General features: G+C 41.4%; 17 protein-coding genes. 8 read left to right on the top strand and 9 right to left on the bottom strand.

The window, feature by feature from the left end; genetic code table 11:
- Window positions 1-271 (bottom strand): hypothetical protein (locus AC5JL8_RS07335; protein WP_495879124.1); only part of this gene is annotated, 271 nt, incomplete at its 3' end.
- Window positions 272-443: 172 nt separating this feature from the next.
- Between AC5JL8_RS07335 and AC5JL8_RS07330 the strand changes: the two genes are divergently transcribed.
- A complete protein-coding gene (locus AC5JL8_RS07330) occupies window positions 444-2288 on the top strand; it encodes a tetratricopeptide repeat protein (RefSeq protein WP_495879123.1) in 1845 nt (614 codons plus the stop codon).
- Between the two features lie 130 nt (window positions 2289-2418).
- On the opposite strand, the gene AC5JL8_RS07325 is transcribed toward AC5JL8_RS07330, so the two are convergent.
- From AC5JL8_RS07325 to AC5JL8_RS07315, 3 genes are all read right to left on the bottom strand, one after another.
- Window positions 2419-3300 carry a succinate--CoA ligase subunit alpha gene (locus AC5JL8_RS07325; RefSeq protein WP_495879122.1) on the bottom strand — a complete coding sequence of 294 codons (882 nt, stop codon included), beginning with the start codon at window positions 3298-3300 and terminating at the stop codon, window positions 2419-2421.
- A 119-nt stretch (window positions 3301-3419) separates the two neighbouring features.
- Entirely contained in the window at window positions 3420-3599 is a 180-nt protein-coding gene (locus AC5JL8_RS07320) for a hypothetical protein (RefSeq protein ID WP_495879121.1), read from the bottom strand.
- Window positions 3600-3668: 69 nt separating this feature from the next.
- A complete protein-coding gene (locus AC5JL8_RS07315; protein WP_495879120.1) occupies window positions 3669-4895 on the bottom strand; it encodes an ATP-grasp domain-containing protein in 1227 nt (408 codons plus the stop codon).
- A 653-nt stretch (window positions 4896-5548) separates the two neighbouring features.
- On the opposite strand from AC5JL8_RS07315, the gene AC5JL8_RS07310 reads away from it, so the two are divergent.
- Window positions 5549-7414, top strand: a complete 1866-nt coding sequence (locus tag AC5JL8_RS07310) for a hypothetical protein (protein WP_495879119.1) — start codon at window positions 5549-5551, stop codon at window positions 7412-7414.
- 141 nt (window positions 7415-7555) lie between these two features.
- Window positions 7556-7798, top strand: a complete 243-nt coding sequence (locus AC5JL8_RS07305; protein ID WP_495879118.1) for a GIY-YIG nuclease family protein — start codon at window positions 7556-7558, stop codon at window positions 7796-7798.
- Window positions 7799-8030: 232 nt separating this feature from the next.
- Here the strand turns inward: AC5JL8_RS07305 and AC5JL8_RS07300 are convergent, their stop codons facing one another.
- Window positions 8031-8153, bottom strand: a complete 123-nt coding sequence (locus AC5JL8_RS07300) for a peptidoglycan-binding domain-containing protein (RefSeq protein ID WP_495879117.1) — start codon at window positions 8151-8153, stop codon at window positions 8031-8033.
- A 306-nt stretch (window positions 8154-8459) separates the two neighbouring features.
- Between AC5JL8_RS07300 and AC5JL8_RS07295 the strand changes: the two genes are divergently transcribed.
- Window positions 8460-9353, top strand: coding sequence for a beta-1,6-N-acetylglucosaminyltransferase (locus AC5JL8_RS07295; RefSeq protein ID WP_495879116.1), 894 nt, complete (start codon window positions 8460-8462; stop codon window positions 9351-9353).
- 598 nt (window positions 9354-9951) lie between these two features.
- Here AC5JL8_RS07295 and AC5JL8_RS07290 read toward each other — a convergent pair.
- From AC5JL8_RS07290 to AC5JL8_RS07280, 3 genes are all read right to left on the bottom strand, one after another.
- Window positions 9952-10584, bottom strand: coding sequence for a glutathione S-transferase family protein (locus tag AC5JL8_RS07290; RefSeq protein ID WP_495879115.1), 633 nt, complete (start codon window positions 10582-10584; stop codon window positions 9952-9954).
- A 213-nt stretch (window positions 10585-10797) separates the two neighbouring features.
- Window positions 10798-13128: a WD40 repeat domain-containing protein gene (locus AC5JL8_RS07285; protein WP_495879114.1), complete on the bottom strand. Its 2331-nt coding sequence runs from the start codon at window positions 13126-13128 to the stop codon at window positions 10798-10800.
- A 505-nt stretch (window positions 13129-13633) separates the two neighbouring features.
- The gene (locus AC5JL8_RS07280; RefSeq protein ID WP_495879113.1) at window positions 13634-14038 is read right to left on the bottom strand and encodes a hypothetical protein; all 405 of its coding nucleotides are present in this window, start codon (window positions 14036-14038) and stop codon (window positions 13634-13636) included.
- Between the two features lie 466 nt (window positions 14039-14504).
- Between AC5JL8_RS07280 and AC5JL8_RS07275 the strand changes: the two genes are divergently transcribed.
- The 4 genes from AC5JL8_RS07275 to AC5JL8_RS07260 all read left to right on the top strand — a co-directional run bounded on the left by AC5JL8_RS07275 (window position 14505) and on the right by AC5JL8_RS07260 (window position 20182).
- A complete protein-coding gene (locus tag AC5JL8_RS07275) occupies window positions 14505-17822 on the top strand; it encodes a PAS domain S-box protein (RefSeq protein ID WP_495879112.1) in 3318 nt (1105 codons plus the stop codon).
- A 212-nt stretch (window positions 17823-18034) separates the two neighbouring features.
- Entirely contained in the window at window positions 18035-18826 is a 792-nt protein-coding gene (locus AC5JL8_RS07270) for a PDZ domain-containing protein (protein ID WP_495879111.1), read from the top strand.
- A 44-nt stretch (window positions 18827-18870) separates the two neighbouring features.
- Window positions 18871-19110 carry a hypothetical protein gene (locus AC5JL8_RS07265; protein WP_495879110.1) on the top strand — a complete coding sequence of 80 codons (240 nt, stop codon included), beginning with the start codon at window positions 18871-18873 and terminating at the stop codon, window positions 19108-19110.
- Window positions 19111-19183: 73 nt separating this feature from the next.
- Window positions 19184-20182 (top strand): RpoD/SigA family RNA polymerase sigma factor, encoded by a 999-nt coding sequence (locus AC5JL8_RS07260; protein ID WP_495879109.1) that lies wholly within the window; start codon window positions 19184-19186, stop codon window positions 20180-20182.
- Window positions 20183-20296: 114 nt separating this feature from the next.
- Here AC5JL8_RS07260 and AC5JL8_RS07255 read toward each other — a convergent pair whose 3' ends face one another.
- Window positions 20297-20482 carry a hypothetical protein gene (locus AC5JL8_RS07255; protein WP_495879108.1) on the bottom strand — a complete coding sequence of 62 codons (186 nt, stop codon included), beginning with the start codon at window positions 20480-20482 and terminating at the stop codon, window positions 20297-20299.
- Window positions 20483-20757 lie beyond the last annotated feature (275 nt).

Genomic DNA, 20757 nt, shown 5'->3' with positions numbered 1-20757 from the left:
CGTGTTCGGAACTCGCAATGTCGAGCTTTTTACTCAAAACTTCGTGTTCGGAACTTGGAATGTCGAGCTTTTTACTCAAAACTTCGTGTTCGGAACTCGCAATGTCGAGCTTTTTACTCAAAACTTCGTGTTCGGAACTTGGAATGTCGAGCTTTTTACTCAAAACTTCGTGTTCGGAACTCGCAATGTCGAGCTTTTTACTCAAAACTTCGTGTTCGGAACTCGGAACTTCGAGCTTTTTACTCGAAACTTCGAGCTTGGTACTCAGCACTTAGCACTGAGCACTCGAAACTTCGTGTTTGGAACTCAGCGAGAAGTTGCAAGGAGGGTTTCCCTCTGGGCAAACTTCGGTGACTCAGCACTCACAACTCACCACTCAGCCTCCCCTGCCGTCCAAATGAAGACTAGAATGAGAATTAACGTAACGTTTACTAGTAGCTAAAGTGTCAGACTCTCTGCCATTGCGCGATCGCTACCTTGCTTTAATTGACGAAATTGTAGACACCACCCTCAAGGGTAAGATTAGCTCTGTCGAGCAGGTGTATCAACTATTACTAAAAGGTGTAAATCCTGGTACAGGGGAAGTATTTGAGTTGGTTTTAAGCGATCGCCTCAGTACTATCCAAGCTCAAGTGGACAGTGAAAAGGATGAACTCAAAAAAGCCAAGGCTAGCCGGAGTTTAAGAGCAATTAAGACAATTCAAAGTCAATGGCAACGGTGGCAAGAAAACAACAAAACCACAGAGGTAATTGTCTCGGCTGTTAAAGAAATTACCACAGCATCTGCTGATGAGCGTCTTGCTACATTCCTCCGGTTTACCGATCCCAATCAGAAATACGCGCTCAATTCGCAACAGCTACAGCAGTTGTCAAAATCTTTACAGCAATTTGCCCAGGCCGATTCTGATTTACAGCAAATATCCACAGGAATCAATCGTGGTTTAGCTTCTTGGCAACGATTACAAGATCATTTGGTTAGCTGGATGTACGAAAGTCAGCAATCTTTAGGATTTGGCGGTGTCCCTGGAGAAAGTGGCCCTTGGGCAACTTGGGCAAAGCAGGTTAATAGCGAGTTACCCCAAGCACTACTACGCACCTTGGCGATCGAGCAATCTGCAATTCAATTTGCCGAACAGCAACGCAGTATCACCCTTGCTGACTGGGTAGAAATCGCCTTAATTTTACAGTATTTGCAACGGGGGTTAGTCAACTGGTTTGACCAACAAGCTTACAATATCCAAGCAGGCTCAAAGTTATCGATTTCCACTTTCTTGACCTTTGCAGTGATTTGGAGTCAGTTGGCAAGTGGTTTTAGTAGCATTGCCGCAGTGTACAGCAATGCTGCTTCTCAAATCATGCTCCAGATTCTACGCAACTTTGCTTTGCGTTCCTATTTTCCGCTTTACGGTGGAATTTTTGCTTCTTTTTCTGGTAATTATTTGCGAGATGCCTTAGATTATTTAGATGAACCGCTACGGCGAGTCGAGGGAACTCAAGAGAAGGCGCGGATTTTGACACTTTTGGGTTATTCGCAACGTGCTTTGGGACAATATCAACGCTCAATTCAGTTCCATCAGCAAGCGTTAGAAATATCACGTCATGCAGGCGATCGCCCCTGTGAAATTGCTAATTTCAACCACCTCAGCCGTACCTACGTCCAAGAGCGAAATTATGCTGAAGCCATTAATAACAGCCAACGAGCATTAATACTCAGCCGACAAGCAGGCGATCGTACAGGTGAAGCCAATGCGCTAATTAATTTAGGCTACAGCGAAGTCATGCACGCCCAAGAGTTAGAACAGGTAGAACCGGAAACCTATGAAATGGCAATTACCTATTTGCAACAAGGTTTAAAGTTATCAGAGCAATTAGGCGATATTCAAAGTAAAGCCTTGTGTTTCAGTAGCTTAGGAATTGCCCATCTAGTTATTGGCCAAGCGCAAGAGGCAATTAAATATCTAGAAGAAGGGTTTAAAACCGCACAAATTTCTGGTGATTTGTATCTTCAAGGACGAAATTTAGCTTACTTAGCCGAAGCTTATTATCATCTGCAAAATTCCGAAAAAGCTGTTTACACTGGCAGTTTGGGAATGTATTTGTTGGATCAAATTGCTTCCCGTGAATGGCGTCAACCAGCAGGACTACTTACAATTTTGCAAGGACAAATAGGAACGGCAGCTTTTCAAAATTACTTGCAGCAACATCGCCCTAAAATCATTGCGGTTATTGGTGTAGATGGGTATGATTACATTCCACAATTGTTAGCAAGATATACACAAGATACGTAATTCGTAACTCTTAATTCGTAATTCGTAATCATAGCAAAGTGCTGAGTCCTGAGTAGTGAGTTAGGAGTTATTCTCCTTGTCCCCTTACCTCCCCAGCTCCTCTGCTTTTTCTAGCGGAGGGCGAGGATTGTTAATTAATTCCTTTTCTCACCAATTCTGGAATTTGAGAAGGACGTTCAGCTACGGGAACTTGTGCTTCTTGGAAAGCAGCTAATTTATTTTGTGCAGTGCCAAAGTTCGGATCGCGTCCGATAATTGTGGCTAAAGTTCCAGTTTGACGCCAATGTTTTGCCGGTGGTGCTTGTCTACCTGCAATGTAAGCAATTACTGGTTTATCAATTGTTTCAGCAATATAGCGCGCCGCCGCTTCTTCACTACCGCCACCAGGTTGCCCCACTAATACGATCGCCTCTGTGTGGTCATCTTCATCCAAGATTTGCAGCCATTGGAGAAACGATGAACCAACGATCGCATCACTACCGATACTGACACTAATTGACTGCCCTAAACCAGCTTTTGTTAATTCCCAGGCAACTTCGTAGGTTAAGGTGCTACTGCGACTCACAATGCCCACAGATCCAGGAGTATAAAATTCGCTAGGATGAGTACCTAAGAGAATTTTGCCAGGCACAATGATTCCAGGACTATTTGGCCCTACAACTAAGGTTTCACAGGCCTCGGCTTTGCGTAGTAATTGCACCATATCCAAAGGTGGCACACCGCCGGAGATGATCATGATTTGGCGGATATTAGATGCGATCGCTTCCAATGCTGCATCTAGCACTTGGTATGGATGTACACAAATGATTGCCGTGTCGATTGCTCCAAATTGCCCCACCACCTCCTCAACCAAATCGAATACTGGCAAATCATACATTTGCTGTCCACCAAATCCGGGATTGACACCAGCAATCAAATTTGTGCCATAAGCTTTCATTTGAGTAATATGGCTTGCTGATATAAATTCATCGAAGCCTTGGATTAACACTTTGCTTTCTGGCGTTAAGTTCATAAAAAAGTACGGTTAAGTTGGGCAACGCAGCGCCTTGAGCGACTGGGAAGAAAAACGACACATGCACGGTGTTGTTTAATTCACTATTCTACTTAAATTTACAAAATTTCTTTGAATATTTAGTGCCACACACAATTGCCCAAGCAGTGGTGAGTGCTGAGTGCTGAGTGCTGAGGAGCCAGTGCGTTGCGGGGGTTTCCCCCGTTGTAGCAACTGGCGTTGCTGAGTGCTGATTGCTGAGTAATAATTTGCCCCCAATGCCCAATGCCCAGTCCCCCTTCGGGTTCGCAGTCGCTCATGTGGGAAACCCCCAAGACCGCGCTGTCTCACCAGTCCCCAGCCCCCAATTCCCAACCACTTTGTTGCTACTACCTTTTATAAGCGGTTGGCTTGGCAAGACGTACTGCTTCTGCTACTGCTTCATCTAAATTCTCTACTAATATCAGGGTATCTCCCTGAGTTTTGAGTGCTGCTAAATATTTTCTAGCTGCATTGAACTCAGAACCAGCAAGACGCACAACTAAGCGAGGACAGCCGTTGTCACGACGACCTTTGCTGCCATTTGAGCGTACAGCGTGGGATTTGCCTTCACTTTTATCTTGTTGTAGAAATTGCCCAATAACTTCAGCAAATTCCGCAGACTGATGAATACTACCTAAAAGGTTAATCAGGATCACTTGAATGCTTTTGTCGGCAGTGAGAATTTGCAAACCTGTGTGTAAGCGATCGCAAAAGGTAGTCGGAGAGGTATCACTCAGCAAAGCATGACGCAAATTCAAGCAAACACCAGGCTTACCGCCAGCATTGGCAACTAAATCTAAAGTTGCTAACACTGAACCAGTACCATTCCCAAGAATGCCGATTTTACCGTGCATTTCTATCCCATCCCAGTTGCTCAAATGGGCGTTAATTTCAGCATGATTATTAGTCTTGACAATTCTTTCCGCCATCTGAGCGATTTCTGGATGACGCCCAATTGCCCGTTCGTTGACCCTAACTTTACCATTGAGAGCCATGACTTCGCCGGAGGCATTGATTGCTAGAGGATTAATTTCTACTAAGTCTAGGTCTTGTTGTATGAACAAATGGTACATCTTCTCCACAACCGAACTGATCGATTGCATCAGTGTACCTTCCAAGCCCATTTTCAAAGCCAGCCGTCGGGCATAAAAAGGAGAAAATTCTTGTTCAACGACCACATATTCCATTTTCTCCCCTGCGGTTTCCCAATCAATGTCTGCTTCCTTGCAACCTAAAAGTACTGGACGGCAGACAGCGGTATCTAAAACTACTGCTAAATAAAATTCTTGCTTGGCATCATATTTAGATTCTGCCAGCAAAACTTCCGGCAACTCGCCCCAAATCCGCAAATTGAAGATATTTTGTGCAGCTGCGATCGCATCGATTGTTGTTTCTACAATTCTGACTCCACCAGCTTTTGCTCTTTCAGCTGCATGTACTTGAGATTTCAAAACAATCGGATAGCGAATTTTTAACCGTTTCAGGTCTGTGGGATGGTCAATTCGTTGCGAGGGCAATACGGGAATGCCTATATTCCCAAACCATTCTTTAACTTGGTACTCCAATAAATCCATGGACACGCACCTGATATATAACTATTTCACAGTAGATTTTTCAGTATTATCCTCAACACTTTTGCAGCACCCTAATTGCAGAATCAAGCTTTAGTCATCTATAAAAACTTATTTTTTATGGATTAATTTTATCGAATTCAGCAAAGGAGGCAAATTAACTTGCCAACCAAACAACGGGTTATATTTTAACAAGTCTGATTTAATATTCTCAGTAATTTTTCTAGCATATTTCAAAACCAGCAACATAAATAAAAATCGATAATATCATCTTCTGGGTTTTAGTATTGGATAATTTTGTAACTACTGTACTGCAAATTCTGGACTAAAGGAAAGTAGCCGTTACTTATTTCACTGTTACATCTAAAGCAGTGAAAATGCCTAAAAACTTTATTATTCCCATTTTTTATTGATAATTCCTACTTTAAGCAAAATTGTCAAATGCAGCGTCTAGCAGTAGGAATACTTGGAAACGTGGACTTAGATGCTCTTTGAATTTTTTGGTGAAAAATCAGAATTTGTGTTAGAAAGTTGGTCAATCTAATTATCAGGCTATGGTTGGCTAAACTGTGCATCTGTATTCAACAGACGAAAGTTCTCCATTTCGTACCCTCGAAAATAAGAAAAACTATATAGAAGAACCGCGGAAACGCTCTATGAAAGTAGCAGTCCAACAACAAGACTTACAACTGCTAGCCAAAACTTTGCAAGAACAATTGCTTGCGGAAGTTCCATCTGGTGAAGTCTTCCAAGTCAAGTGTGCCATCAATAATGGCGAACTGATGGTTTTAACTCAACATCCAGCAGGTCTGAAAGTTGACACTCAATTAGTCTTTCAATTGCTGGAGGAAGCAATCCAGTCGCTACCAACACAATGGGAGTACCAGGTGCGATGTTTCCTGAGAGTATCTGGTGAAAAACTCCCTTATGCTAAACATTCGGTAACTTTAAATCAGATGGCAGGAGTAGGTAGCAGCGATGCCTATGCTTCTGTACGAGAACCCGATCTGCGGACTTATACCGAAACAACATTGCCCAACGAAAACCTCGCCGGTGTCCGCCTCATCTTTCCATCACTTGATGATTCGATCTCAGAACCTTCATCATCTTTATTAATCAGTGAAACTGAGGATCAAGAACCGTTTTACCCCTTAGCAAGCTCACTCGGAGAAACTGAGGATGAAGAACCGTTCGATCCCATGGCAGGCTCGCAGGATTTGAGGTCTTCTAAGCGATCGCTACCAATCAAACAAATCCTGTTGGGTTTAGCCTCTGTAGGAATTGTGGTGTTATGTGGCGGAGCTTACTTAATGTCTCTTCCTTGTGCTATATCCGAGTGTAAACAAATACAAACTGCCGAGAAATTAAAAACAGAATCCCGACAAATGATGCGCCGTGCTAAATCTGAAAAGGAATTAGTAGTAGTGCAACAGCAACTAGAGGCAGCAAGTTCAGGCTTAGCAATAATTCCCTTTTGGTCTTCTCATTACGACCAAGGAGAGGAACTAAAAGCAAGTTTATCTGGGCAATCAGAAAAAATTGATCAGGTAGTAAAAGCTTTGCAAGCCGCATCCTTGGCGGGGAAAAAAACTCAAACTAACGTTAATAGCCTTGAGGAATTGCAAGCTCTACAAAAACTCTGGCGACGGGCGATTACACCGCTAGAAGCGATCCGTCCCAATAGCGAATTGTATGCTTTGGCACAAGTTAAATTACTCAGTTATCGTCGCAATTTGCAAACGGTTAACCAGCAATTGCTAGTTGCAGAAAAATGGCTGAAAAAGCTGAGTGCCGCCCAAGCTGTAGCAAGTGCAGCTGCCCAACAGGAAACCACTGTTAAATCTTTGAAGGATTTACAAAAAGTGCAGTCTACTTGGCAGGTGGCAGTTAATGCTTTAAATACCATTCCTAAGACTAGCTCAGAATACCAAGAAGCACAAAAGCTGCTGGTAGACTACAAACCAAAACTAGCAGCAGCACGCGATCGCGCCACTAAAGAACAATTAGCTGCCAAAACTTACCAACAAGCTGTTACTACAGCCAATCAAGCTAAGGTATATGAAGCAAAGCAGCAATGGCAACCAGCAGTAGGGCAATGGGAACAGGCTTTGCAAGCTGCTAAACAGGTTTCCAATAATAGCTTTTACTATCTTCAGGCTCAGTCTCTCGTTGAACCTTACTCTGCTGCTCTCAAACAAGCACAAGAAAAACTCCAAGTTGCTAATAGTTTACAACAAACCCGCACTGACCTTACTAAAACTTGTATTAATGGAATTCGGATTTGCACTTTTACTATAGCCAGCAAAGGAATTATTGTGCAGTTAACTCCTGAATACGATCAAGCACGGCAAAGTACCTTGCCTAAGAGTAATCCTCCAGAATCAAGCATTATGGCAGGCGTAAATCAACACTTGCAAATCTTACAGCAAGCGCTAGCAGTTATTAGTGATAATGCCCAAATGCCTTTGTTCGTTTATGATGCCCAAGGGAGACCAGTTTATACGCGATCGCTGGAAGGGTAACAACATAAGAGACTGGGTGTGGAATACTAAGTTGTGAGTTCATGGGCAATTTCTTTTCCCCTTGTCCCCTTTGTCCCCTTGTCCCCTTGTCTCCAACCCCTTTCTCATTGGGACTGCTTTCTACTTAATTTGTAATTGCTTATGGCTTCTGGGATTTATGCGATCGCTAATATTGGTTGTTTCAAACTCTTTGTTGGCGATGTCAGCAATATTAAAATAAATTGGCCGCCACTAATGGACATGCTTAACAGTGGTAATTATCCTCACATGGCTTTGCAAGAGGAATGGAACCGCGTAGGAGAACAGCGCAGCTTTACATTTCATACTCAAGATGAGATTGCAAGCAATCGAGAAATTATCGGGATTGAGCAGATTGAACACTAATCCTAGATAATTACTTAGACAGAATTAATTACACATATTGTTTTCTTGTTCCCCGCCTTTCCGAATGAATTTATTTTTGTCCAACTACTGAACACGGCGTTACACAAATACGGGATGAACTAAGATTTTAGACCAAGGCTAAAGACTTATTCTACCCTTCGGGAACGCTTTCAGCGAACGCGGCTACCCTGCGGATTACGCTTGCGGTATACGCGAAACAAAATTCATCCCATCAATCACCAACTAATCTTTGCGATCGCTGAAAGGCAGCTACTTTAGCGGTTCTAGATCCATAGATACCATCAATAGCTCCGTTATAGAATCCTAATACCAATTTGAAAAATGATTGCGACACATATAGATTGGGTTGAGGAACGAAACCCAACTTCAGCCCCTTCTCTGCGAGACGCTACGCGTAGCTTGCTTAAGCGAAGGGGTACGGATAATTTAAAATTCGTTCATTCAAAATTTAAGACCTTACAGATAAATCTTGTAGCGTGAATCATGTTGCTTTGCATTTTTTATTCTCTCTTTTAGGAAATTGGTATTAGTTCGGAACAGGTTTTGTCACAAAAAGTAAAAGAGATTCTTTACCAATATCGAGCCGACGGGTCACTTAATTTCGATTATGAGTTACAAGTAATTATTTAATGAGGTAATCATGGCACTAACAGTTGGCTTCATCCTACTTACTCATAACAAGCCCCATCAGATTATTAGGCTAATTACCATACTCAATCGCATGTTTGATCACCCTCCGATTGTTTGTCATCATGATTTTTCAAAAAGTGACCTTCCTATAGACACCCTAGCGAGGAATGTTTCGCTTGTGCATCCTCATTTACAGACAGGTTGGAGTAAGTTTTCTGTAGTAGAAGCTATGTTACTTGCACTTCAGTTAATGTATGAAACCCCGACTTCGCCAGATTGGTTTATATTACTTAGTGGAGCAGATTACCCAATAAAGCCTGCGACGCAAATATTGCAAGATCTAGCTTCCAGTTCATATGATGTTCATATTCACCATGAGCAAATTAATTACAATGCTTATGAGAGAGATTGGCAGAAGTCGTGCTATGAACGTTACTGCATTGTAAAATTTCAGGTTCCGTTCCTAAATAGAAAACTACACTTAACTAAGCGACAAGTAAACTTAAGGCATCCATTATTAACAGCTCCTTTCCTTCCCTTTTCAAAAAACCTTCGTTGCTTTGCTGGAGAACATTGGTTTTGTGCTAATCGCAAAGCAGCGAAATATCTGATTGAATTTCACCGCGAAAGGCCTGCTTTAGCTTCTCACTACCGCAGATTAGACTCTTACACTATTGTTCCAGAGGAATCGTATTACCATACGATATTTTGTAATGCTCCTCACCTTAAAGTCTCTGAAAATAACTGGCGCTATATAGATTGGTCAACAAAAAATGCCCACCCCAAAACGCTACTGTTTGAAGATCTGCCAAAAATTCATGCATCGTCGGCGCACTTCGCTAGAAAATTTGATATCGATAAAGATGTCAGAATTCTAAATCAACTTGATGCTATCGTCGGATAGTTAGTTAACCTATAGGACTCATATTTGATTTTTGAACAAAATTCAGTACACCTTTATTCCTTCTTCCCAGTCCCCAGTCCCCAATCCCCAGTCCCTTACCTCTACGAGTGATTCAGAAATCAAATCGGATTGCTATATCTATCAAAAATAATACGGTCGGACTTCATACCCTGCCTTTCTAACCAGGAGGTAAAATCCGCATTTATCGGATGATATTATGTCCGGTTGATTAGTTATGATTTCCAGATCTGTGCAAAAAGGTGAAACCTCTTTTTTACCCAACTGAATAGGTTGTAGTTTCAAGAGATTCCTTAGAATATATTTACTTCAAATTGGTACGGTAGTTCTATTAAAAACAGTAATTTTTTTTAAGTGAAACGATTATAAAGTTAATTTGAAATGAGTTGCGATCGCCATTCAACTGCCCACACACAGTAGCTATTGGGATGCTGCTGTGTGCTGTAGCCGAATCCCGAAGGCATGAAAGATTTTGGAAAGAGGTGATGTCAGAGTGGGGGGAAATGTATACGCACAGTAGTCAAGGTCTTTAAATAACAGTTAGTTGCTACTTGTAAGTACATTAGTGAGTGGGCTGCCGTTACGCACACACTTTTTTGATGCTTTCAAGCTGGTTGACCTCATCCCACCAAGTCCGCAGTTTCGGAGTTTGAGCAGTAATTGCCTCAAACTCTGGTGTCTGCGAAAGGTAGATGAAGATGGGAATCAAGTAGAAATCCGCAATACTCACTTGGCTACCGAGCAGATAGGGGTTACCAACAGCTAGGGTCTCGATTGCCTTGAGTGCCGTTTGTGCAGGCGCAACAGCATTTTTTATTTTCTCCTCATCTGGCTTGCCGCCTTGGGTTGGTACAATAAAGCGCTCAATCACAATTGTCTTAATCGCAGGAGGATAAAAATAGCTATCAATAATTGCCATAATTTGGCGCATCCGAGCTTGGAGCATCGGCTCAGATGGGCTGAACTTGTGAGCGGCAAAGACCGTGTTGAGGTATTCGGTAATTGCAGCCGTTTCGTAAAGTAGTTCTCCATCCACTTCCAGTGTCGGCACTTTGCCAAAAGGATTCTTAGCAAGGTACTCTGGCGACTGGTTTTCTCCCTTGAACATATCAACTACCTTGAGGGTATAATCTACGCCTGCCTCCTCAAGTAGCAACCGGACGGTACGAACATAAGTACTGGCGGGAGTTCCATGAACGGTGAGCTTTGGCATTAGTTTCTCAATCAAAAATTCAACATTAATAAGGATACTGTGTCAGGGTTATCTACTTACAGAGTATTTAGAGGAGTTTCATATCATGTCCGCCTAATTAGTTATAATTCTCGCATCTGTGCAAAAACCGCGAAATGCTCTTTCTCCCTGCTCCCTGCGGTCTTAATGATAAGGCTTTCACCGGACACGATATCACTCTGTGGAGGAGGATTTTTAAATAACGATCTGCCACATTTTGATTGTTTGATCAGAACTACCACTAGCTAAAAACTTACCATCTGCACTTAAGGCAACAGAATTGACTGTTCCTGAATGTCCAGTGAGGGTATGCAGCAATTCGCCTGTAGAAAGACGCCACATTTTAATTGTTTTATCAGCACTGCCACTCCAAATAATTTCTCCATCAGGACTTACTACTAAAGATTTCACCTCATCTGAGTGCCCAGTTAGGGTATGCAGTAGTTTTCCGGTGGCCAGATGCCAAATTTTGATTGTTGTGTCAGCACTACCGCTAAAGAGAATTTCACCATCTGGGCTTATAGCGATGGATTTGATTTCGCCCGTATGTCCAGTGAGTGTACGTAAAGGATCGCCGGTGCGTGGATTCCACAGCCTAATTTTGGTGTCAGAGCTACCACTAGCGAGGATTGTACCATCGGGGCTGATGGCGGCAGCGTGAACTGCGGATGCATGCCAAAGGGTACAAATGCGATCGCCTTTATGTAAATTCCAAATTTTAATTTTATTACTACCACTAGCAAGAATCTGCCCATCAGGGCTAATTACTACTATGTTGACTGGTTTTTGATGCCCTAAAAGTGTGTGAAGTAGTTTACCAGTTTTTAGATGCCATACTTTAATATTACTTTTGGGGTGTTCACAGCTACCAACGGCGAGGTAATTGCCATCAGGACTCACAGCAATCGATGAAATCTCTCCTAAATTTTCTGTAAGAGTACGAATTAGCTTGCCCGTATTAAGATTCCATACTTTGATAGTTTTGTCTGCACACCCACTTACTAAAATGTCTCCATCTGGACTAATGGCAACAGATGAAACATTACCTAAATGTCCAGTTAGAGTGTAAATAAGAGTGGTAGATTTTGGGTTAGGTTTGTCGTTGAGATGAGCGATCACCTGCAACAATCTCTCAACTTCAAGAATACTTTGATGATCGCCAACGACTGCAAAATATTCTCTTAATTTTTTGAGATAATCTTCATCTTCTATCCTGAGCGCGAATTGCATCGCTTCAAACGGATTACTTACTGGTTGTAATAATACTTGACGGAGTTGCAACCATGCATTAATTGAATAATCAACCTGTTCCTTTGCCCAAGAGCGATCGCTTAAATGGCATAAACTCAAAGCTAATTGCAAAGCCAACTCTGGAATCCAGTAAAGTCGCTCCTTTTCTAGAGCTTGGTAAACTTGTTTATAACCTGTGGCTATTGCTTGCAGCGATTGGAAATCAATAGCATCTTTGAGCAAACTCATGAGTAACTCTGGTAGTAGAGGCGGTACATCATGATGAACTAGGTGATAAATATCCGCTACCCAGCCAGCAATTAAACAATGACAATTGATCAAAACCTGGCAAAGGTTTTCCAAATCCTGCTGATTAATTTGATATTGTAGAGATAATTTATTAATATCAATACCTTGTTTTCTCCAGGTTTCTGATTTTTCTAAAATTGCCAAATTAATAACATTATCTTTACCCAAGCTGTTTATTTCATCTAAATTCTCTCCTATAGATAACAATTCATCTCTAATTTTTTTCCACTCTAAAGCTCGACTTTTCGCAGACTCTTCCAAAATTTTCTTGTAAGGCAATCGTGAAATTGTTTTATAATAATAATTTACTTGCCCTAACCCCCAGTAGGCAATACGAAAATTTAAATAATCTCCATCATGCTCTGACTCTAAAATTAAAATAGGCTCTGTTTTTAACATACTAAACAGAGCCTTAATACTGGATTCGCTATGAAAACGTTTACTATCCCATGCTCCTGCTAAAAATTCTGTAGGTCTAACTGGGTTGTGTAGAGAGTAATTCTTATTAAGAAACTCTCTGATACCTTCAGCTAACATTAGCTCGATTTCTGGAATTCCTTCATTGTTGTAAAATTGGTCAAACTTTAATTGTGGAGGAGCAAGAAAAATTTTTAGTGGAGTGCGGTCATAACTTGTGTAAGTTTCTAAAATTTGAGAAGGATATAACCTTAAAGGCCAGCTATCCAGAATTTTGTGAACTTCTGGTAACTTAAGTGCTGTTTCTCTCTCTTGTTTAGCTATTTCTAATAAAGTTTCATGCTGAGAAACTGTTAATTGATGCTGCAAGCGCTTTTCTTGCGCCAATCCAACCCCAGAATTGTGCTGCAAGGTTAGAATATTGACCGATTGGTTGAATTTTGCAATTGCTTCGGGGATTTCGTATTCATTCGTATTTAAGTTTGCTTCCATCCGCTTTTGGATGAGAGATGCAATCACAGGTGCAAATTCTATTACTAACTGGATGAGTAATCTTATTCCTTGCTCCATAAGGAAATTCCTATCTTTAACTTCCTTAACATATACTATTATCTAATGATATTGAGGTGACTTGAACTATAAACTATGATTAATTAAGACGACAGTTCAGTCCCTTGTCTGCGAGACGATACGCGTAGCTTTCTTAAGCAAAGGGGTACGGGGAATTCAAAATTGAAGACTTCACAGATAAATCTGGGGGATTCAATAATGTTGCTCCACATTTTTTATTCTCCATAAATAAATGTAGGCGGTTCAATTCTTTTCTTTTTCGGTCAGGAAACTAATTACATTAGTTAGCGAAAGACCTCAGCCAAAATGAAATAGTTAGCTGAGGCATTCCTTGCAGTTTCACTAAATTACACCAAGTTAAGAGATTAGTGAAGAAATTAACTCAGTAATCCTAACCAGTGGGTATATTCAAGTGGAAGTAACGGAATATCAGCTTCTAGGTAAACAGAAAGACATCGGAATTAGCTTTTATTTTTAATACCGAATCCGGGTGTGAGAACAAAAATTAGAATCTTATTCCAAGTTGGCCATTAAATCCGCGAACAGAATTGTAACCAGCACCCACGAAAATGTTATCGGTAGCTCCTACCTGAACACCGCCCGAAACCGCTATACCTTTATCTTCTGAATAATATCCAACTCCTACATAAGGCGAAATCACTGGCAAATTCAGAAATTTCAGAACATCCACTCCAGTAGCACCATCAGGGCCGCTTCCCACTTCAACCCCTAAATTCAAAGCTCTAGCTCCCACAGCATAGGTGACATCGCCATCTTTCCCACCAACTGAAACCCACGGTTGTGGTATGAGTTGAGCTGATGCTGGGCTTGGGGCTAAAAAAGCAAACAAACCTAGTGATGTGATTAGTGTTTTGGCAATCACCGCTGTTTTCACATTATCCTCCGACATTACTTGCCACATTGTAATTGCTTTGTTAGAAATATTCCCGGTTTTAACAGTTCTGTGAACCAGGATTTACCCATCATGGCTAATGGTGACGAATTGAACCTTGCCTAAGTGCCCCATGAAGCCGAATATACAGCAGATTGCCCATATAAAGCCCAAACCTGAACTTACTTCAGATTTGTAGGCAAGCGATCGCCAAATTATAAATAAACTAAGACTTAGCGCAAAGTATAGACAATTATCCGGTAAATATTGTTTAATCTCAGTAACTTTTGGGCTATACAAATATAGCAGCACCTGAAATTGCGCAACCGTTGTTAGATCACTTTTTATCAACCGTATTTAATTACGAATTAGTAATTACCAATTACAATAACTTATTTATTATTTTTTTAATTGATTTTACTCAAGTACTAAGTGGGTAATGCCCGCCCTACGTATATTTCTACATATATTTTAAAAATCAGATATGAATCCTATATCATTCATTCTGTTAGCAGATGTACCGTTAAAGACCTTAAGAGCAACTAGCAACATGCTTGACACAGACAAGCCAAAAGAAGAATTAATTAAAGAACTGGCATTCCTACGCCAACGAGTTGTTGAGTTAGAGCAGTTAGAACAACATCGGCAATTATGTCAAAACACGTCTGGATTGCTAGAGAATCTACAAACTTCTCTAGGAAAACAGCAGGTTCCTCAAATCCAAGTATCTGGGTGCGAAATAGAGTGGCAATTAGAGCAGGGAGTTTTTACCATTGAGAAATTTCCTGCGATTCTAATGTGGCTTGATAACACTGTTGCTAGTTTGATGTCAGCGTTCCAGGCGATGGTGGGAACACAAAGGTTTGCCTTGGCACTCCAGAGTGAGGGGCGCAAAAGCGTTGAGATAGACTGGCAAATTATTTCCCAATATGACAGTTTTGCAGCAGGATTTGCAGCCTTGGCAAAAATGGCGATCGCAGCCGGATGGGGAGAAATGCAACTGCTGTCAGTGGATACAGTACAGCAAAAGTGTCACTTTCGGATAAAAAACAGTTGGGAAGGACGCTACCAGCGAGCATTGGGTGTCTGTTGGGGTAGTAACATTATGGCAGGAAAGTTTGCCGGCTTTTGTTCCAAGTTGTTTGGTCAAAATTGCTGGAGTGAGCAAACTGCATTCATCGCTACAGGTGATGAATTTGACGAGTTTTTAGTGCAGCCCTCAACTCGCTCTATTGAAGATGAGATTGAAAAACTGTTAGCAACTGACAACGCTACCCGTGCAGATATGGCAGTTGCCCTGCAACGATTGTCTCAGGAAATATTGGAACGCACACAGGCAGAGATAGCCTACAACAAATCTGAGCAGGCGCTACGAGAAACCGAAGAACGATTGCAAGTTGCTCTTACTTCTGCTCAAGCAATTGCCTGGGACATTAACTTAAAAACCGACCAAGTGGTTTGTTCTGAGAATGCAGAAAGCCTTTGGGGAATAAAATCTGGCACCTCAGAAAATTTTCTTTTGGCTGTGCATCCAGATGATTTGCCTATTTTTCAACAGGCATTCACTAGGGCGATCGCCGGTGAAGAGGCTTTTTTTCAAGAATATCGAGTAATAACTCCAGATGGAGAGGCACGGTGGCTTAACAGCCAAGGTAAAGTATACTTTGACTCAGATGGACAGGCACAACGAGTCATCGGAGTTTCGCTAGACATCACACAACGCAAACAAGTTGAAGCAGGATTAAGACATTATCAGCTACTATCGCAACACAGCCGTGATATTGTTTTATCACTAGGGAGTGATGGTCAAATTCTGGAAGCGAATGAAGCAGCCGTGAAAGCCTATGGTTATGACCGCACGGAGTTGCTGGCGCTGAAAATTGCAGATTTAAGAGCTCCAGAAACTCAGACAATCTTGACTCAGCAATTTGAGCAAGCAAGTCAGTACGGTATTTTATTTGAGACTGTGCATCTTCGCAAAGATGGCAGCTTTTTTCCTGTAGAGGTCAGTTCTCAAAGCGCTATTATTGAGCAAAAAAAAGTTGTCTTAAGTATTATTCGAGACATTACCGAGCGCAAGCAAGCGGAAGCAGACCGAAACGAACTATTGATGCGTGAACAACTAGCACGGGCAGAAGCTGAGGCGGCTGAACAGCGGGCAAGGTTTTTGGCTGAAGCCAGTCGTGTACTAGCCAATTCACTCGATTACAAAACCACCTTGACCAGTTTAAGCCATCTAGCTGTGCCTCAGGTAGCAGATTGGTGTGCCGTTGATTTACTAAATGACGATGGTAAGTTGCAGTGCCTAGCAATTCATCATCAAGATCCAGAAAAAGTCAAGTTGTCCCAAGAATTGAGACGGCGTTATGCAACTCATCAATCATTAGGTGCAGTTCGCGTTATCCAAACTGGAAAACCAGAACTGATTACCAACGAAATTCTAGACTCAATATTAGTTGCGGCTGCTGAAGATACTGAACATTTACAAGCTCTTCGTAGCTTTGAATACAAATTTTATATTTGTGTGCCACTGATAGCACGAGGACGGTTACTAGGAACGATAACTCTGATTACTGCAGAGTCAGGGCGACACTATAGTTTAGTTGATTTGTCTTTGGCTAAGGATCTCGCTCGTCGTACAGCTTTAGCAGTGGATAATGCTCGGCTTTATTCTCAGGCCCAAGAAGCTAACCGCATCAAGGATGAATTTTTGGCTGTTCTGTCCCATGAATTGCGTTCTCCCTTAAATCCTATTTTGGGGTGGGCTAGATTACTACAAAGCCATAAGTTTGATGAAACGATGACTTTGCGTGCCTTGGAAACAATTGAACGCAACGCCAAACTGCAAGCTCAGTTGATTGAAGATTTACTGGATCTCTCACGAATTTTACAAGGAAAACTTAACTTAAATATCTCCACCATTGACATAGCAGCTACTATTCAGGCGGCGCTGGAAACAGTGCGTTTATCAGCAGAAGCTAAATCAATTCAAATCCAAATTTTACTGGAGCCTAATGTGGGGCAAATAGCAGGTGATCCCAACCGCTTGCAGCAAATAGTGTGGAACTTGCTTTCTAATGCGGTCAAGTTCAGCCCCATTGGAGGACTGGTAGAAATTAAATTGAAGCAGGTTGACTCCTATGCTCAAATTCAGGTGACTGACACAGGCCAGGGAATAAAACCTAGTTTTTTACCTTATGTATTTGATTCCTTCCGCCAAGCCGATAGTGCTACAACGCGAAAATTTGGCGGTTTAGGTTTAGGTTTAGCAATTGTACGCCATTTAGTCGATCTTCATGGTGGCACTGTGCAGGCTGATAGCCCAGGAGAAGGTATGGGCGCAACATTCACGGTTCAATTGCCTCTTTTGGCAAATTTCCCAGTTATAACTAGAGACAGTGGAAGACCGAGTACTAGTATCAATTTGCAAGGAATTAAAATTCTGGCAGTGGATGACGAAGCTGATATGCGCGAATTGCTCGCCTGCGTACTCAATGAGTACGCAGCAGAAGTAACTGTAGTGGCTTCCGCGGTGGAATTTTTGGAAAAACTAAAAACGGCAAAGCCAAACTTATTACTTAGTGATATTGGTATGCCTGGTATGGATGGCTATATGTTAATGCAGAGAGTCCGAACTTTACCAGCAAGTGCAGGAGGACAGATTCCAGCGATCGCTTTGACTGCTTATGCAGGTGAAATAAATCAGCAGCTGGCTTTATTAGCAGGTTTTCAGATGCATTTAGCTAAACCCATTGATCCCGTTGAATTGGTATCTGCAATTTCCAAGCTTCTGTGCTTATAAGTTGTAGGAGCTGGGGGTTGGAGATTGGGGACAAGAGGACACGGGGAGAAATTATTACTCAGAACTCCCGATTCCTGAGCGCCAGACCAGAATGAGTGCATCAAATGCCAAAAATCGGAACTTGAAATTAAAAGAAACAAAAAATATTATTTAAAATAGCAATTCTAGGTTATTAAATCAGTAGAGTACGAATTTTAAAATAATTCGATCCGATGGCAGATTTGGATTTCAATTCACTAGTGCCACGACCTGACCCACCACAGCCAAATACTTGGAAACGTTCTTTAACTTATTTCGGATTAATTCTGGTAGGTACAGGAATCACAGCTTTAAATCTGCGTTTGCAACCGCAGCATTCCCTGTCGTCTCAACCAAATCAACCATCTGCAAACTTAGCTGCTGCTAATTATCCTAAGTTTATTACTACAGTATTTAATCTAGTAAGCTTTAGGGCAGTGCGTATTAAACCCACACGCACAGTGAAAAATTTTGTATCAAATATTAATAACTGTTTTAGTAATTATACTCAAACTAAAGTCTGGGCGATCGCAATTAAGAATTTCCTGGGATTGGATCATACTGGTACTTACACCATAATTAGCGCTACAGGTGGCTCTGATTTTGAGGCAGGGATGGCTGATGGACGCACTAACTACATTGTCGTGCCGAATCTGGGCATTCAAATGGTAACACTCACACCAGAGGTGAAACAAAGAATTAACGCTGACTTCTACTATCCCGTTAGTATCAGTGAATCTCTGGGTATACTTCTACTTAAAGTTATACGGCAATCTGCTGCCGCAACAGTTGGTATCTATACAGGTGATGTAATTGTGAAAGCGAACAACCAACCAATTAGTAACCCGCACAAACTGCAAGAAAGCGTAGAAAATTATGCTGTTGGCAGCAGGCTAAAACTTCAAATCTGCCGCGATGGACAAAGCCTCAAATTTAACCTGCAATCTACTGTATTATCTGCAAATGCTAGTCAAAACTCAAGCTAATCACAGCAATAGCTTCATTTTTCAGCCTAGCAGGAGAGATATTAATGAAAATTACACGCTTTAATAGTTATGAACTTTCATCTCAAGAACTCCAAGAATTGGAAAAACTCAAAACTCTGATTCAAAACGCTGTTGCTGACGGCAAAATATCTCAGCAGGAAGTTAATGATGTCCAAGCTTATATGTTTGCAGACCAAAAGGTTTCTGTTGAAGAACTTGAACTTTACAGAACATTGGTTCAAGAAAAATTTGCAACTGGAGAAATTGAAATGGACTACGATTGAGCGCCAAAGTTAAATAAATCTGCAATGACTGACCCTGAAGACTAAAGCTAATGTGACGGAGTTGCAAATAATTATGACTAATACCAATTCTCCAAATACAGCAGTTCACAACACAGATAGTACATCAATAACTACAGATGATATCGTGCGTGCTTATTTGCAAGAGATTGGGCGGATACCTTTGTTAACTGATGAGGAAGAAATTATTCTTGCCCATCAAGTACAGCAGATGATGCATTTATTGGCAGCCAAGGATGAAATGGCTGTGAACTTGAAACAAGAACCCACACTGCAAGAATGGGCTGCTCAAATAAATTTAAGTGTTGAAGTATTGCAACAACAAATAAATCGAGGGCAGCAAGCCAAGCGCAGAATGATTCAAGCTAATCTCCGATTAGTGGTTGCAATAGCTAAGAAATATCAGAAACGAAATCTAGAATTTTTAGATGTAATTCAAGAAGGTACTTTAGGTTTAGAGCGGGGTGTGGAAAAATTTGATCCTGCTCTTGGCTATAAGTTTTCTACCTACGCTTACTGGTGGATTCGGCAAGGAATTACACGAGCGATATCTCAAAAAGGACGTGCTATCCGGTTACCCATTCACGTCTTTGATAAACTGAATAAAATCAAGCGAGCGCAACGAGAATTATCCCAACAGTTGGGACGTATTCCTACCTCTAGTGAAATTGCAATAGCCTTATCTTTAACAACTAGTGAAATTCGAGAGTGTTTACGCTTGGCACGTCAACCCATCTCCCTAGAGATCCGAGTTGGAGAACAGCAAGATGCAGTATTGCAGGATACGCTGGAGGATCATGGACTCTCTCCAGAAGCCTACGCTGTTGAGCAATCCCTGCACCAGGATATACAAAATTTGTTAGCAAAACTCTCTCCTCAACAGCGAGAAATATTAACTTTACGTTTTGGTCTAATCGATGGTAATGAATTTTCTTTAGCACAGATTGGTCAGCGTATGGGCATCAGTCGAGAACGGGTGCGACAGATAGAATCAAAAGCGCTAAAACTCCTACGACAGCACGAGGAGCAGGTACGCAGTTATCTCGCTAGCTGATGTAAATTTATACAGTTTAAGCAATTAAAAATGCTGCTGATCATCACCAATATTTTGTAATGCTGTAAAATTCGGCATTGCTGAATTTGGATTTTGTTCTGCAACGCCTGTAATTTATAATTGGGTAATTTTTTCAATCTGCCAACTATAAGCAACGATTGCTGGTGGTTGATTAAGTTGGCTGATGGGGGCGGGTTTCATGTCCCGGTAGTCCAGCAACTGTACGATAATTAAGTAGGCGATCGCTAAGAGAATAGAAATCGCACCTGTAATAATAGCAACTATTTTCGAGCGGTTCATTCGTATTTCCTAGAATGCAAATTCTTGTGCTGTACCTACAGCATATTGCCACAGACTATAAATTTTTGAGATTTAATCTTATTGCTGCTCTCTACAATAATGATAAGTCTTTAGCCGGACACGATATGACAAAAATTGCTTCCGTTCTGTAGTAAGACTTAGCTCGCTACTTTTAGCCCTAATTGCTATTATCCACAATAAGTAAAACACCCAGACTATGACAGTGGCATAGTCTGGGTATTTGAAATAACAAACCTGGCATCGAGCTATTTTTG

The organism is Mojavia sp. (assembly GCF_059505145.1).
Note: the sequence above shows the minus strand (reverse complement) of the source record. Positions and strands in the feature narration are given on the sequence as shown.

What these genes read in the sequence shown, in the direction of transcription:
- AC5JL8_RS07325 (WP_495879122.1), bottom strand. Translation starts at nt 3,300, where the DNA reads ATGAACTTAACGCCAGAAAGCAAAGTGTTAATCCAAGGCTTCGATGAA.
- AC5JL8_RS07320 (WP_495879121.1), bottom strand. Translation starts at nt 3,599, where the DNA reads ATGAGCGACTGCGAACCCGAAGGGGGACTGGGCATTGGGCATTGGGGG.
- AC5JL8_RS07315 (WP_495879120.1), bottom strand. Translation starts at nt 4,895, where the DNA reads ATGGATTTATTGGAGTACCAAGTTAAAGAATGGTTTGGGAATATAGGC.
- AC5JL8_RS07310 (WP_495879119.1), top strand. Translation starts at nt 5,549, where the DNA reads ATGAAAGTAGCAGTCCAACAACAAGACTTACAACTGCTAGCCAAAACT.
- AC5JL8_RS07305 (WP_495879118.1), top strand. Translation starts at nt 7,556, where the DNA reads ATGGCTTCTGGGATTTATGCGATCGCTAATATTGGTTGTTTCAAACTC.
- AC5JL8_RS07295 (WP_495879116.1), top strand. Translation starts at nt 8,460, where the DNA reads ATGGCACTAACAGTTGGCTTCATCCTACTTACTCATAACAAGCCCCAT.
- AC5JL8_RS07290 (WP_495879115.1), bottom strand. Translation starts at nt 10,584, where the DNA reads ATGCCAAAGCTCACCGTTCATGGAACTCCCGCCAGTACTTATGTTCGT.
- AC5JL8_RS07285 (WP_495879114.1), bottom strand. Translation starts at nt 13,128, where the DNA reads ATGGAGCAAGGAATAAGATTACTCATCCAGTTAGTAATAGAATTTGCA.
- AC5JL8_RS07280 (WP_495879113.1), bottom strand. Translation starts at nt 14,038, where the DNA reads ATGTCGGAGGATAATGTGAAAACAGCGGTGATTGCCAAAACACTAATC.
- AC5JL8_RS07275 (WP_495879112.1), top strand. Translation starts at nt 14,505, where the DNA reads ATGAATCCTATATCATTCATTCTGTTAGCAGATGTACCGTTAAAGACC.
- AC5JL8_RS07270 (WP_495879111.1), top strand. Translation starts at nt 18,035, where the DNA reads ATGGCAGATTTGGATTTCAATTCACTAGTGCCACGACCTGACCCACCA.
- AC5JL8_RS07265 (WP_495879110.1), top strand. Translation starts at nt 18,871, where the DNA reads ATGAAAATTACACGCTTTAATAGTTATGAACTTTCATCTCAAGAACTC.
- AC5JL8_RS07260 (WP_495879109.1), top strand. Translation starts at nt 19,184, where the DNA reads ATGACTAATACCAATTCTCCAAATACAGCAGTTCACAACACAGATAGT.
- AC5JL8_RS07255 (WP_495879108.1), bottom strand. Translation starts at nt 20,482, where the DNA reads ATGAACCGCTCGAAAATAGTTGCTATTATTACAGGTGCGATTTCTATT.